We start from the raw sequence: 14,135 nt of genomic DNA, 5'->3' as shown, positions 1-14,135 counted from the left end.
GCCCGACGCCCTCCGCATCCGTCGCCAAGAGCCCGAAGCCGTCGAAGTCCGCCTCGCCCACGCCGAAGCCGTCGAAGCCCGCTCCGCCGGAGCCGAGCCCCAGCCCGACGCCGCCCGAGCCGACGGTCTACCAGGTCAACCGTTTGCAGTACGACCACTTCGGTGACGGCACCGGGCCCGAGGTGCGGCTGGGGGAGAGCAGTTGGCTCTGGCAGCGGGTGGGGCTGCTGATCGGCGGCCTCCGGTATGAGCACGGGGTGACCGTGCACGCCCAGTCGTCGGTCACCATCGACCTGAACCGCCGGTGCGCCAGCTATGACGCGATGGTCGGGTTGGACGATCTCTCGCTGGGGCTGGGGGCGGTGCGCTTCTCCGTCTATGGGGACGGGGTGCGGCTGTGGCGGTCGGGGGTGATCCGGGGAGGCGAGGCCGCCGTGCCGGTTCAGGTGCCGATCACCGGCCGGAAGACGATCCGCCTGGTGGTGGAGCCGCACACGCTCTTCGACTCGGCGGCACTGGCGGACTGGGCCCGGTCGCGCATCAGCTGCGTCTGAACCGGGGGGGCCGCACCTTGTGCGGGGGCTTCGGTGTGGGGCGGGGGTGCTTCGGGGCTGGGGCCCTTGCCGGGTCCGGGTGCTTCGGGGTGCCGCTGGGTGCGGTGTGCTGGGGTCCGTGGTCCGCTCCGGGGTGGTGCCGGGACTCATGATTTACGGGCGCGTTTCCAGTCCTTGTTTGATGGCGGGCCTCCTTCGCGCCACAAATCACGCTTTACGTCCCGGCACCACCCCTGCGCGGCCCCCTCCCATGAGACCCCTCAACCGCCCGCCGATCCCGGGTTCCGGGCAACCCCGGCAAACCCAGCCCGTCCGGCGATTGAGGAGCAGGGGGCCAAAATCAGCCCCGTGGGGGTCCCCCCGGACGAAGTCTGGGGGAGTTTGAGGCGCGGGGGTTCGGGGGCTGGCCCGCGACGAGGGCCCGACGCCGGGCAGGGTGGCCCCCTCCCGGCGGCGTCGCCTCCGGGGCCGGTCGGTGTGAAGCGGGCGGCGGGGGCTCGTCAGGGCCTCAGGGATGGGCGCAGGGGGACGCCTCCGGGGACCGCGCGTCTGCGGGGGGCCGCCGTGCCCGTCCAGCAGGTGCCGCGGCGGGAGAGGAGGCGGCGCAGCCAGAGTTCGGTGGAGATCAGGTCCGCCAGGCCGTCCAGCGGGAGAGGCTCCCCTTCCGAGGCTGCCCGGAGGGCCTTGCGGATCACCCTGGCCTCCACCAGGCCCGCGTCCGCCAGCAGCGGGGCGTCGAAGAGGGCCAGCAGCTGGGGCAGCGAGGCCCGCAGACCGTTGCGGGCCGTCGTCGTCGTGGAGGCCCCGGCGGGCGTGCCCCAGCCGGGGGGCAGTTGGTGGATGCCCGCGCCCGCGAGGACGGTGCGCAGGATCTCCGCGCGGGCCCCCGGGCGTACCCGCAGGGACTCGGGCAGGTCGCGGCAGGCCCGTACCACCTGGTTGTCCAGGAAGGGGGCGTGCAGGCGCTGGCTGCGGACCTCCGCGGCCTGTTCCAGGATGCGCTGGTCCGAGGCGTAGCGGGCGAGCGCGGCCCGTGCCCTCGCCTCCCCGGGGCGCTGCACCGACACCGGCCGGGTCGCCGCGTCGGTGAGCCGAACCGATACTTCCGCCAGCGCCTCACCGGTGAGCCAGCGCGCCGCCGGGCCGGGCCGGGACCAGGTCAGCGCGGCCAGCGAGGCCCCCAGAGGTCCGGTCCCGCCCTCGCGGGCCCCCGGGCGGTTCGCTTCGAGGAGATGGTCGGCCGCCGTCTCCAGGCCGGTCCGGTACGGGGTGCGGGCCAGTCGCCGGGCGGCCCGGTACACGGTCAGCGGGATGAAGAGCGACTGGGCCGAGGGGCGTTCGGCGCGCGCCAGCGCCGCCATGGGCCGCAGCAGATGGCGTCGCCGCCGGTCGAGCAGCAGATCCGCCAGCCGGGCCGGGTGCGCGTCCAGCACCTGGCGGGCGCCCGCGCCGGTGAAGTGGTCCGCGCTGCCCGAGGCCAGCCGGCCCCGGTGGCGTTCCGCCATGACCAGGGACGGCGCGGGCTCATCGGTCAGCGGCCCGTTCTCCAGGCCCGCGTACGGCAGCCCTTCCTCGCCCGCCGCGACCACGACATGGTGCAGCCGGGGGTCGTCGGCGATGGCGTGGGCCCGTTCCAGTTCGGCTTCCCGGCCGTCCTCGGTCAGATCGTTGTAGGTGACGGCGAGCAGCCGCTCGCCCGCGCCCGTGCCGTGGCCGGTGACGGTGCCGGGCCGTCCGGGGAGGCCCGCCGCGAGCAGTGCCAGGGTTCCGGAGGCGCTGCCTCCGGAGAGGTCGGCTCCTATGCCGGGGGCGGGTGCGCCCCGGCGGGCACGCCGGTCGGCGGGGCCCATCCCGGGCACCGGTCCCGGGTCGGGCGGCAGGGTCTCGGGCGCGTGCCGGGGTGCGGTCAGTCTCGCCCGTACCGCTTCGATCAGTGCGTCCCGTACGCCGTCCACCGCGCGGTCGGCCTCGATCCGGGGTCCGGCGACGGCGAGTGAGGCGACCGGTTCGTATCCGGTGATCTCCCGGGAGCCTTCGCGGAGGATGAGCGCGTGTCCGGGCGGGATGCGTCTGACCCCTTCGTAGGGGGTGGAGTCGCGGAGCGCCTCCGGCGTCTCCGGGCAGGCGAGCAGCGCGGCCAGATGCCCGATGTCGAGCTGGGCTTCGATGAGGTCGGCGAGGGGGAGCGCGGCGGTGGCGTACGCGGTGCCGTTCGCCCAGGGGGTGTGGAAGACGGGTCTGGCTCCGGCGAGGTCGCCGACGACGGTGATCCGCCGTCCCGCCTGGACGACGGCGGTGTAGCTGCCGGGCCAGGAGGTCAGATGGCGCAGGGCGCCGCCGCGCGCGGAGAGCAGTCCGGCGCGCAGTTCGTCGTCGCTTGCGGCGCAGCAGCCGAGGATCGCCATCCGGGTGGCGGGGGCCCCGCCGGGAGGCTGGTCGAGGCTGACGACGCGTACCTCGTCGGGGCGCCAGTCGCCGACCGCCCAGAGCGGGTCGGGGTCGCCCCACAGCAGCTGGGAGCCGACGGGGTGCACGGTGCGGCCTTCGTCGGCCGCTCCGACGGCGCCGGCCGTGCCGAAGTGAGCGGCGATACTGCTCCATCCCACCAACCACCGCATCGCCGCCTCCACAGGCTGTGGACAAACCCTGGCCACCGGACCCGAGGGCCGTTCGCCGGCACCTCCCGACCGGCGGGCGGCGGGGCCGCCGGGCCCGGGTCGAGCCGTGCCGGACGGACGGGACGAAACACCCTCCGCACAGGGTGCGGGCCCGGCCGTTCGGGAACATGCTGCCACGAAGGCGGCGCACAGGAACGACCACGGGGCGCGCGGACGGAAAGTGAACGCGCGTCCAGAGCTGGTGATTTGACGGTGCCCCAAGGGAAAGTGAAACGATCGCGCCAGCCTTATAGACGGACAAACAACATATGGTCGACAGTCGACATCCGGCCAACTTCCAGCGGAAGAAGGGCAGCACAGAACCCCGCGAACCACCCCCGGACAGCGCCGTGACCGGCACGGTCGGCGGGTGCACAGCAGTCCGGGAGGCGCGGTCCGCCTCCCGGACCTGCCCGCCGCCCGCGGGGATTGAAGACGGCGGTGTCCCCCAGCCCACTGGTTCCAGTACACAGCGGACCGACCCACGCAGCACTCATGGAAGCGCTTCCCCCACCCTCCGCACAGAGCGCACGCACGGGCGCACGGCCACACACACGGTGCACGGCCGCGGCCCGCCGTCCGGGGTCCTGCGCACCCCATCCGGAGGCCGTCTCCCCCGACGCACAACAATCTCGCCATACGGAACACCGCCCCTTAACGGTCGGGATGCGGCGAACTACGCTGGGTTTACTGATGTTCTGAACCGACGGGCATATTCCGCATGGCTCGGCCAGGAGCTTTTGCAACCGGACCGCACCGGGGCAACCGGGACCGCACCGGGGGCCGGAAGCCACCCATGGGGAGGACTCAGTACGAATGCCGCGCACCGGACAGCGACGCGGCGGCCGTCTGTGTGTCGAGGGGTGGGCCATGTCCAGGGAGCAACGCGGGCCGAACGAAAAGCTCGGCACCGTTCTCGCCCTCGCGGGAATCAGCAACGCCGGTCTCGCCCGGCGCGTCAACGACCTCGGAGCACAGCGCGGCCTCACCCTCCGCTACGACAAGACGTCCGTCGCCCGCTGGGTGTCGAAGGGCATGGTGCCGCAGGGCGCCGCCCCCCATCTCATCGCCGCCGCCATCGGCGCGAAGCTCGGCCGCCCCGTGCCGCTGCACGAGATCGGGCTCGCCGACGCCGACCCCGCCCCCGAGGTCGGACTCGCCTTTCCGCGCGATGTGGGCGCGGCGGTGAAGTCGGCCACCGAGCTCTACCGCCTCGATCTCGCGGGCCGACGGGCCGGCGGCGGGGGAATCTGGCAGTCCCTGGCCGGTTCCTTCGCAGTGAGCGCTTACGCGACCCCCGCGTCCCGCTGGCTGATAACCCCCGCGGACTCCTCCGTCGAACGGATGCCGGACACCCCGCCCGGCGAGGGCGTCCCGGACGACACGCCCACCCGCGTGGGCCACAGCGATGTCGCCAAACTGCGCGAGGCCGCCGAGGACGCCCGCCGCTGGGACTCCAAGTACGGCGGCGGGGACTGGCGTTCGTCGATGGTCCCGGAGTGTCTGCGGGTGGACGCCGCGCCGCTGCTGCTCGGCTCGTACTCCGACGAAGTGGGCCGTGCCCTGTTCGGCGCCTCCGCCGAACTGACCAGACTGGCCGGGTGGATGGCCTTCGACACCGGGCAGCAGGAGGCGGCGCAGCGGTACTACATCCAGGCGCTGCGCCTGGCCCGCGCGGCGGCCGATGTGCCGCTGGGCGGCTATGTGCTGGCGTCGATGTCCCTCCAGTCGATCTACCGGGGCTTCGCCGACGAGGGCGTGGATCTCGCCCAGGCGGCGATCGAGCGGAACCGGGGCCTCGCCACCGCCCGCACCATGAGCTTCTTCCGGCTGGTGGAGGCGCGGGCGCACGCGAAGGCGAACGACGCGGTCGCGGCCGGGGCGGCCCTGAAGTCGGCGGAGGGCTGGCTGGAGCGGGCGCGGGAGGGCGATCCCGACCCCACCTGGCTCGGTTTCTACTCGTACGACCGGTTCTGCGCGGACGCGGCCGAGTGCTACCGCGATCTGAAGGCCCCGCGACAGGTGCGCCGCTTCACCGAGCAGGCGCTCTCCCGCCCCACGGAGGAGTTCGTCCGCTCGCACGGGCTGCGGCTGGTGGTCAGCGCGGTCGCCGAGCTGGAGTCGGGGAATCTGGACGCGGCCTGCGCGGCGGGCACCCGGGCGGTGGAGGTCGCGGGCCGGATCTCCTCGGCGCGGACCACGGAGTATGTACGGGATCTGCTGCACCGGCTGGAGCCGTACGGCGATGAGCCGAGAGTGGTGGAGCTGCGGGAACGGGCGAGGCCGCTGCTGGTGGCGCCCGCGTAGCAGACCTGGTGCCATCGTGAGAGCGACCCAGCGACCCAGCGACCCATGCGAGATGCTCCGGAGCTCCGGATCAGGCCCTGTGCAGGGATCCCGGGCCTGGCCTTGCAGGGGGTTCCCGGGCCAGGGCCCGTACGGAGATCCCGGGCCAGGGCCCGTACGGAGATCCCGGGCCGGCCCGAGCGGGGATCCCGGGCCAGGCCCCCCGCGCGGCACGCTGGACAGCGCCGCGGTCCCGAGGGCCCGCCGGAGACCGGTCCGGCGGCCGGGTCCGCCGCGTTGTCAGTGGGCCGGTGCACTATCGGGGGTGGGAGGTGGCGCGGTGACGGTGTTCAGAGGTGGCTTCGACTGTGATGTGCTGGTGATCGGCGGCGGGATCGTCGGCTTGTCGACGGCGTACGCCCTCACCCGCGCGGCACCCGGCACCCGGGTGACCGTCCTGGAGAAGGAGCCGGGCACCGCCCGGCATCAGACCGGGCGGAACAGCGGAGTGATCCACAGCGGGATCTACTACCGCCCGGGATCCCTCAAGGCCCGGTTCGCGGTCCAGGGCGCGGCGGAGCTCGTCAAGTTCTGCGCGGAGTACGGCATCCCCCACCAGATCACCGGAAAGCTGATCGTCGCCACCGGCCGCGACGAGCTGCCCCGGCTCCACGCCCTGGTCCAGCGCGGCCGGGAGAACGGCATTCCGGTGCGGGAGCTGGGCCCCGCGCAGATCGCGGAGTACGAGCCGGAGGTGCGCGGCCTCGCGGCCATCCAGGTGGGGACGACGGGGGTCTGCGACTTCGGCGCGGTCGCGGCGCAGCTGGCGGCGGCAGCCGAGTCCTCCGCCGAGATCCGCTGCGGCGAGGAGGTCGTCGCGGTGGACCGCCGCCCCTGGGGCGTCGCGGTGCGCACCGCTTCGGGGACCGTGATCAGAGCGCGGGCGCTGGTCAACTGCGCGGGTCTGCACTCCGACCGGGTGGCCCGGCTGGCGGGGGACGACCCCCAGATGCGGATCGTTCCGTTCCGGGGCGAGTACTACGAGCTGGCGGAGCCCGAGCGGGTGCGGGGGCTGGTGTATCCGGTGCCCGATCCGGCGTTCCCGTTCCTCGGGGTGCATCTGACCCGGGGCATCGACGGCTCGGTCCATGTGGGCCCCAATGCGGTCCCGGCGCTGGCCCGCGAGGGTTACGACTGGTCGGCGATCCGCCCGGGGGAGCTGGCCGGGACCCTGTCCTGGCCGGGCTCCTGGCGGATGGCGGGCCGCCACTGGCGCTATGGGGCGGGCGAGCTGCGCCGCTCGCTGTCGAAGCAGGCGTTCACAGCCGCGGTGCGCAGACTGCTGCCCTCGGTGACGGAGGCGGAGCTGCGGCCGGCGGCCTCGGGGGTCCGGGCGCAGGCGGTGCTGCGGGACGGCACGCTCGTGGACGACTTCCTGATCGAGGAAGCTCCCCGGACGGTCCATGTGCTGAACGCGCCGTCCCCGGCGGCGACGGCCTCGCTGCCGATCGGGAGGGCGGTGGCGAGACGGGCGCTGAGGCTGCTGTGAGCCGGGCCGTGGTGCGCCGTGGTCCTCGTCCGCCGTGGTGCGCCGTGGTCCTCGTCACCGCCGTGGTCCGCAGTGGTGCGCCGTGTGCGCCGTGGTCCTCGTCACCGCCGTGGTCCGCAGTGGTGCTCGTCACCGCGCTCCGGCGGAGTGCCACCGTAGAATCGAAGCACTGTGTCGAAGCTCCAGAATCACACCCACGACGGCCAGGCCCCCGGCCGGCAGACCCGCGACCGAAGCGAGCCGCGCTTCCCCGGCGGGCCGGTAGCCGACCCCGCGGGGTCGCACCACGAGCGGCGGATCCGCAGCTTCCAGCCGCGCCGCAGCCGGGTGACGACCGGGCAGGGCGACGCGCTCCAGCGGCTCTGGCCGCTCTGGGGCTTCGAGATCGACGGGCACGGCACCCTCGATCCGGCGGAGATGTTCGGCGGACTGCCCGTCGTGCTGGAGATCGGCTTCGGCATGGGCGAGGCCACCGCGCAGATGGCCGCCGCCGACCCCGGCACCGGCATCCTCGCGGTCGATGTGCACACCCCCGGGCAGGGCAATCTGCTCGGTCTCGCCGAGCGGAACGGGCTGTCCAACGTCCGTGTCGCCAACGGTGACGCGATCATCCTCCTCCGCGAGATGCTCGTGCCCGGCTCGCTCGACGGCATGCGCGTCTATTTCCCCGACCCCTGGCCCAAGAAGCGGCACCACAAGCGGCGGCTGATCCAGCCCGAGTTCCTCACCCTCGCGGCGAAGTGTCTGAAGCCCGGCGCGGTGCTGCACTGCGCGACCGACTGGGAGCCGTACGCCGAGCAGATGCTCGATGTGCTCTCGGCGCATCCGGACTTCGAGAACACCCAGGAGGACGGCGGCTACGCGCCGCGGCCCGCCTTCCGGCCGCTGACCCGTTTCGAGGGGCAGGGCCTGGACAAGGGCCATGTCGTGAACGACCTGCTGTTCCGCCGGGTGGGCTGAGACGCGCCCCGGGCGCGGCGCGGCGCGGGCGGGCAGCGCGGGCGGCAGTGCGCCCGGTGAAACGGCATCGCCAGTTGTCGGTGCGCGTCGTTAGGGTTCATCGGGTGTCCGAGCCGTCCCCGCAGCATCCGAACCCGCAGCCCGCCGCCCATGCACCGCCCAGGCAAGCGCCCGACCTCCCACCGGCGCGTCCGGCCGTCCCCCTGACCGACCCGGGAGCCGACCCGCGGGCCGACCCGCGGGCCCTCCCGGGAGCCGACCCGGGAGCCGACCCGGGGGGCGTCTCTCCCGCCGTCTCTCCGGGAGAGCAGACGCAAGCCCATCGGACCGGCCGGCCCCCCGAGGCCGGTGAGCACCCCCGAGCCCTTGGCGAGCCCCGCCAGCCGTCGCAGCGGACGCTTCCTCCGCAGCCGGCACGACCGCCGGTGCCTCCGCCGGAGCCGGTGCTTCCGCCACAGCGCCATGGACCCGCCCAGCCGGCGCAGGGGCCGGCGGTCCCGGACTGTGCGGAGCAGCCGCTGTTCGAGGCCGTGCCCGAGCGTTCCCGCTGGCGCTACAAACCCCGCCGGGTCGCCAAGCTCTGGCAGAGCAAGGCGATCAGAGCCGGGATCCTGATCACGGTCCTCGCCCTCTGCGCCCTGGTGATCCTCGCCCTGGTGCGCGAACAGACCGGCACCGAGGGCTTTCTCGTCGGGCTCGGGCTCGCCACCCTCCCCGTCCCGCTGCTCGTCGCCGCCTTCCGCTGGCTGGACCGGGTCGAGCCGGGCCCCTGGCGGAACCAGATCTTCGCCTTCGCCTGGGGCGCGTTCGCCGCCGCCCTCGTCGCGATCCTGGCGAACTCGTTCGCGGTCCGCTGGATAGCCACGGCCACCGCCGACCCTTCCAGCGCGGACTCCCTCGGCGCGACGGTGATAGCGCCGGTGGTCGAGGAGTCGGCCAAGGCGGTGGCGATCATGCTGATCTTCATCTTCCGCCGCCGGGATCTCACCGGAATCGTCGACGGCGTCGTGGTCGCCTGCTTCACGGCCACCGGATTCGCCTTCACCGAGAACATCCTCTATCTCGGCAACGCCTTCGGCGAGGACCAGCAGCTGGGCTACTCCGGCCTCGCGTCGGTGACCGCGGCCACCTTCTTCGTCCGTATCGTCATGTCGCCGTTCGCGCATCCGCTCTTCACCGTGCTGACCGGCATCGGCTTCGGGATCGCCGCGCTGGCTCCCCACCGCAAGCGGATCCGCCGGATCGCGCTGCCCGTGCTGGGGCTCGCCCTCTCCATGGGGATGCACGCGCTGTGGAACGGCTCGGCCTCGTACTTCGGCCCGCTGGGCTTCTATGCCGTATACGCCATGATCATGGTTCCGGTCTTCGGGCTGCTGACCTGGCTGACGATCTGGACCCGGCAGCGGGAGCTGCGCACCATAGCCGCCGAGCTGCCCGCGTACGCGGCGGCGGGCTGGCTCGCCCCGGCGGAGCCGCAGGCGCTGTCGTCCATGAAGGCGCGCACCATGGCCCGTGACGCCGCCCGCCGTACGCATGGTCCGGCGGCGGCGCACACGGTGTCGGAGTACCAGCGGTTCGCGACGTCCCTGGCGTTTCTGCGGCATCGGGCGGACCGGGGGGCGGCGGACCCGGACTTCGTCGCACGGGAGCAGGAGCTGCTGCACCATATGTGGCAGCGCAAAGCGGTGGCGGCCCCGGCGCTGACCTATGCGGCGCGGGCGACGGGCCGGGTGCGGGTCCCGCCGCCGTACCGGGATTACGAGGGGTACAACCCGTACCGCGACTGAACCGGCGGCCCTGGCGTCGGGGGGTATCTGCCAGGACCGCCGGAGACAAGGGGGCACACGGGTTCCGGGGCCAGGGCTGGCCGTACGGTCCGCAGGCTCCGGGCCCGAGCGGGCAGGCGCCGCGTACGTACCGGAGGAGAGCACGCCGGGTCTGCGCCCCGGACCGACCGCTGATCAGACGGGCTGTCGCCCCGGGGCGCTCGGCATGGCGGCGGCACGGGCCTCGCCGCCCTCAGCCCGTCAGATCAGGTCAGGTCCTCAGCCGATCAGATGCTGAGGTTCTTGCTCCGCAGCCAGGCCATCGGGTCCATGGGCGAGCCGCCCGCGGTCCTGACCTCCATGTGCAGATGCGCGGCGCTCACATTGCCCGTGGCGCCGACCCGCCCGATCATGTCGCCCGCGGAGACCTTCTGGCCCGCGCTCACCGACATCGAGGACATATGCGCGTAGAGGATCTCCGTGCCGTCCGACAGCTCCAGCAGGATGCGGTAGCCGTACGGACCGGCCAGGCCGGCCGCGGTGATCGTGCCGCTGCCGACCGCCTTGAGCGGGGTGCCGGTCGAGGCGACGAGGTCGAGGCCGGTGTGCTGGCCGGAGGACCACATCGGGCCGGACTGACCGTACGTCGCGGAGATCGTGTAGGAGGAGAGGGGAAGGACGTAGCTGTTGGCGAGCTTGGCGACGCGCTCGGCTTCGGCGGCCTCTTCGGCCTCCTTCGCCTCCTGGGCCTTCTTCGCCTCCCGCTCGATCTTCTTCCGCTCGGCCTCGGCCTCCTTCTCGGCCTTCGCCTCGGCCTCGGCCTCCTTCTCCGCCTTCTCCGCACTGGCCTGGGCGCGCTCGGCGGCCTCCAGCTCGGCGGCGGCCTTGGCGGCGGAGGAGGCGCTCGACTGCTGCTCCTCGGCCTGCTCCAGGATCCGGGAGCGCAGCGCCTCGGCGGCGGTGGACGACTCTCCGCCGACCTCATGGGCAGCGAGACCCATCGCCTCGTACGCGGCGGCCTCGTCGGGCTGTCCGGCGTCGTCGTCGGAAAGGAGAGCGCCGACACCGGGCAGGGAGTCCATGTCGGGAAGGGATATGGACACAGCCGGCTTGTCCTGCGCGGTGGCGATGCCGCCCGCGCCGACCGCGGCTATGACACCGACGCCGAGCACCGTGGAGCTGCGGGCGAATCCGCCGCGCTGCTTCATCACACGGTGGCGGTGCCGGCCGCGCACCGGACGCACGGTCTCCGCGGTGGGGTTCCACTCACCGACGGACCGCTCGGCCCCTTCTTCGCTGAAGACGCCAGCCTTGTAGGGCACTTCCGGGGCAGGACTGTTGGACGCCACTGAGGCGTACTCCTTTCCTTCCTTCTCGCCTACCGGGTTAGCTGACGGGTTCGGAGCAGGAAGGTCTCCTACGGGCAGCGCGGACCGCGAACTGAGCGGCAAACGAAGCCCGATTCACCCCAATGGGTGGTTCCCCGGTTCCCTCACGGGATTCGGCGCACGCGCACGGCGCCGTCCTGACGACGGCTGGGACGACCGCGCTGCGTTATCGAACGTTAATAGACACGCGGTCCGGATTCCAAGTTGTTCCGAGTGATCTTTAATCTCTTTGCCATGGACTTAACGGGACACAAGCAGTCGGATTCGGGCGACTTGAGCGACCGTCGGACGGTTTCGCGAATCTGACGGTATATCAATTGTTATCAGAGGGGTGCCTTTCGACTACGCACCGTGCAGACCTTTATGCCGCCCTCACGTCATATTCCGTGCTGCCGCACCCTGGAGTCGGGGCGAACCTCAGGGCCGCTTCACGACGGGCGGGATGATCCGCCGCCCCAGGCGCGGCTCCGGCGGCCCGGCCACCGCCAGGAGCGCCATGTCGTCCGTGGCCCCGCCTCCCGTATGCCGCCGCACATCGTCGAGCAGCTCGTCCAGCAGCTCTCCCGGCCCGGGAAAACGCCGGCCGTCGAGCCGTGCGCCCGGGTCGTAGAAGACGCCGTCCGCGTCACGCGCCTCGGAGAGCCCATCGGTGTAGAACAGCAGGATCGCCCCCGGCGGAAGCGGATACTCCACCACCTGGTCCGGCCAGACCCCCAGCTCGACCATGCCCAGCGGCAGGGCGTGCTCCCGGGGCGCCAGATGGTCGAGCCCACCGTCCGCGTACAGCATCAGCGGCTCCGGGTGGCCGCGGTTCACCACCCGTACGACATCGCCGCCGTGCGGGATCTCGGCGAGTACGGCGGTGGTGAACGCCTCGACGGCGTCGAGCGTCTCCCGGCGTGCGGCCTCCCGGAGCAGCGCCCGCTCCAGCCGGTCGGTCACCCCCTCCAGCGAACTCTCCTGCTCCGCGGCCTCCCGGAACGCGCCGATGGCCACGGCCACCGCCTCGACGGCGCCGAGCCCCTTGCCCCGTACATCCCCGACCACCAGCCGGACACCGTGGGGAGTGTCCTGGACGGCGAAGAGATCACCGCCGATGAACGCGTCGGCGAGGGCGGCCTCATAGCGAGCCGCGATCCGGAGCCCACCGATCCGTTCGGCGGGAGTGGGCAGTACGGCCCGCTGCGCGGTCTCGGCGAGGACCCTGGCCGACGCCAGCCGCTCACTGCTGCGCTGGATGACCCGGTTGATGAGCAGCGCAAGGCCGGAGACGGTGATCACGGTGACGAGTTCGGTGTACGCCGTGGGCTCGTCCATCGTGCCCTTGTAGACATGGAGCAGGATGACCCCGGCGGTCGCCGCCGCTCCGGTGATCAGAGTGGTGAGCCAGGAGAAGAAGGGGGCGGCGATCAGCGGGGCCGCCGCGAACAGCGGCGCGGCGGTGAATCTCGGCGGGGTGGCGAGATCGAAGAGGGCCGCCACGGCGATCATCAGGGCGGGCAGCGTACGGACGAACCGGCGGGCGCCGAATCCGTGCTGCTGCTCCTCTTGCGCCAAGGGTGCTCTCCCGACCGGTCCGCCGACGGCTCGGACACGGCTGCCGCGCCCCCTCCAGGCTGGCGGCAACCGGTCGGGGAGGCGAGCTGCCGCTGTCCAACCGGGCGATGTCTCCGTGGAAGCCGGGAATCCGCAGGACCTCGTGGCGCAGGAAGCCGGAAATCTGAATACGACAATAGCCCGGCACTCACTCAGTGAATGCCGGGCCACGGTCTTTCAGTAGCGGGGACAGGATTTGAACCTGCGACCTCTGGGTTATGAGCCCAGCGAGCTACCGAGCTGCTCCACCCCGCGTCGGTAAACACAACTCTACGCCATCCAGAGCAAGATCCAGACCACATATCCGCGAGACCGGGAAACCGCTCGTCGGGCGGTGCCTGGGACGGGCGCGTCGGGCCAGGTGAGGGGGGCCCGGCCCGACGCGCCGGAGCCGGGCCCAGCGGGCCACAGGACCCCGGACGGCGGCTACTGGACGAGGGCGAGGAGCCCGGTGACGGGGTCGGTGAGCGGGGCGAGCTGGGCGGGCGCCTCCATCAGCATGCCCAGCTGGTTCAGCTGGCTGAGCTCGTTGAGTCCCGTGGTGAGCTGCTCGACGGGGGCGGTCGCGGGGCCGGGCTGGGGGGCCGGCGCGGCGGCGGCGCCGGAGACGGAGAGGACGGAGGCCCCGGCCGCGAGGACGAGGGCGGTGACGACGCGGTGTGTCTTGGTCATGCCGGACACAACGGCCGAACGGGGGCGGGAGTCACGGGCCGGGGGTCCGGATGCCCTGCACAGAGCATGCCCAGCCCCTGCTTCCCATGTTTCCCAAGGGAACAGCCGAATGCCGGAGTGAACCCGTGAACGGGTGAACGGATGAGCCAGCGGGACCGCTGATCCTCTGGAACGGGTGAACCGGTCCATCGGATGAACCGACGCGCCCATCTGGCGCAGTTGTTCGGTTCGCTGATCCGCTTCGGGGTGATGGACGCGTATCCCCGTTGACGTGATCAAGAACTTGACGCGTGCCACCACGGCCGCGGCCTTCGCGCTGCTGCCCCTCGCCCTCTCCACCCCGGCCCAGGCGGCCGTCCCCGCGCCACCCGTCCGGACCACTCCCGACGCCGCCCCCGCCCCGGAACCCGGAACCGCGCCGGTCTCCCGGCCCGTAGCGCCCGTAGCCCCCGCGGCTCCCGCAGCGGCTCCGGCGGTCGCCGCGGAGACGGCGCCGATCGGCATCGCGGTGAGCCGGCTGGCCGTGACCACCGAGGACCGGACGGGGTACGACCGGGACAAGTTCCGGCACTGGAACGCGGGCCTCAACCTCACGGACGGCTGCAACACCCGGGCGGAGGTGCTGATCGCGGAGGCGGTCGAGGCCCCCGCGATCGGCCCCCGCTGCGCCCTGACGGGCGGCTCCTGGTGGTCGTACTACGACGAGC

9 protein-coding genes, 1 tRNA gene, 1 pseudogene and 1 riboswitch are annotated in these 14,135 nt (G+C 72.8%); of the genes and pseudogenes, 6 read left to right on the top strand and 5 right to left on the bottom strand.

The genetic code is table 11. From position 1 onward, the window contains the following. The coding region (locus tag FF041_RS13330) for an NPCBM/NEW2 domain-containing protein (protein ID WP_153523031.1) at window positions 1–554 on the top strand (554 nt) is incomplete at its 5' end. Window positions 555–1,054: 500 nt separating this feature from the next. Here the strand turns inward: FF041_RS13330 and FF041_RS13325 are convergent. Continuing rightward, window positions 1,055–3,172, bottom strand: coding sequence for an asparagine synthase-related protein (locus FF041_RS13325; protein ID WP_153523030.1), 2,118 nt, complete (start codon window positions 3,170–3,172; stop codon window positions 1,055–1,057). 909 nt (window positions 3,173–4,081) lie between these two features. On the opposite strand from FF041_RS13325, the gene FF041_RS13320 reads away from it, so the two are divergent. From FF041_RS13320 to FF041_RS13305, 4 genes are all read left to right on the top strand, one after another. Continuing rightward, on the top strand, window positions 4,082–5,518 hold the full coding sequence (locus FF041_RS13320; RefSeq protein ID WP_153485756.1) for an MFS transporter: 1,437 nt from the start codon (window positions 4,082–4,084) through the stop codon (window positions 5,516–5,518). A gap of 319 nt (window positions 5,519–5,837) precedes the next feature. Further along, window positions 5,838–7,046, top strand: coding sequence for an L-2-hydroxyglutarate oxidase (gene lhgO, locus FF041_RS13315; protein ID WP_323391828.1), 1,209 nt, complete (start codon window positions 5,838–5,840; stop codon window positions 7,044–7,046). A 171-nt stretch (window positions 7,047–7,217) separates the two neighbouring features. After that, the gene (trmB, locus tag FF041_RS13310) at window positions 7,218–8,006 is read left to right on the top strand and encodes a tRNA (guanosine(46)-N7)-methyltransferase TrmB (RefSeq protein WP_323391827.1); all 789 of its coding nucleotides are present in this window, start codon (window positions 7,218–7,220) and stop codon (window positions 8,004–8,006) included. A gap of 530 nt (window positions 8,007–8,536) precedes the next feature. Further along, complete coding sequence (locus tag FF041_RS13305; RefSeq protein WP_407698148.1) at window positions 8,537–9,793, top strand: PrsW family intramembrane metalloprotease; 1,257 nt, start codon at window positions 8,537–8,539, stop codon at window positions 9,791–9,793. A gap of 266 nt (window positions 9,794–10,059) precedes the next feature. Here FF041_RS13305 and FF041_RS13300 read toward each other — a convergent pair whose 3' ends face one another. The 4 genes from FF041_RS13300 to FF041_RS13285 all read right to left on the bottom strand — a co-directional run bounded on the left by FF041_RS13300 (window position 10,060) and on the right by FF041_RS13285 (window position 13,428). Next, on the bottom strand, window positions 10,060–11,121 hold the full coding sequence (locus FF041_RS13300; RefSeq protein WP_323391826.1) for a M23 family metallopeptidase: 1,062 nt from the start codon (window positions 11,119–11,121) through the stop codon (window positions 10,060–10,062). An 11-nt stretch (window positions 11,122–11,132) separates the two neighbouring features. Beyond that, window positions 11,133–11,289, bottom strand: a riboswitch (cyclic di-AMP (ydaO/yuaA leader). Window positions 11,290–11,577: 288 nt separating this feature from the next. Next, entirely contained in the window at window positions 11,578–12,717 is a 1,140-nt protein-coding gene (locus FF041_RS13295; RefSeq protein WP_153523029.1) for a PP2C family protein-serine/threonine phosphatase, read from the bottom strand. A 220-nt stretch (window positions 12,718–12,937) separates the two neighbouring features. After that, window positions 12,938–13,011 (bottom strand) — tRNA-Met (locus FF041_RS13290). Between the two features lie 171 nt (window positions 13,012–13,182). Further along, complete coding sequence (locus tag FF041_RS13285; RefSeq protein ID WP_153523028.1) at window positions 13,183–13,428, bottom strand: hypothetical protein; 246 nt, start codon at window positions 13,426–13,428, stop codon at window positions 13,183–13,185. 271 nt (window positions 13,429–13,699) lie between these two features. Here FF041_RS13285 and FF041_RS38955 point away from each other — a divergent pair. Further along, window positions 13,700–14,135 (top strand): annotated as a pseudogene (locus FF041_RS38955) (hypothetical protein); the annotation flags it as partial.

Origin of the sequence: Streptomyces jumonjinensis (assembly GCF_009600885.1) — a bacterium.
Taxonomy (GTDB): Bacteria; Actinomycetota; Actinomycetes; order Streptomycetales; family Streptomycetaceae; genus Streptomyces; species Streptomyces jumonjinensis.
Note: the sequence above shows the minus strand (reverse complement) of the source record. Positions and strands in the feature narration are given on the sequence as shown.

Excerpts from the sequence above, each read along its gene's own strand:
- FF041_RS13325 (WP_153523030.1), bottom strand. The coding sequence starts at position 3,172 with ATGCGGTGGTTGGTGGGATGGAGCAGTATCGCCGCTCACTTCGGCACG.
- FF041_RS13320 (WP_153485756.1), top strand. The coding sequence starts at position 4,082 with ATGTCCAGGGAGCAACGCGGGCCGAACGAAAAGCTCGGCACCGTTCTC.
- FF041_RS13285 (WP_153523028.1), bottom strand. The coding sequence starts at position 13,428 with ATGACCAAGACACACCGCGTCGTCACCGCCCTCGTCCTCGCGGCCGGG.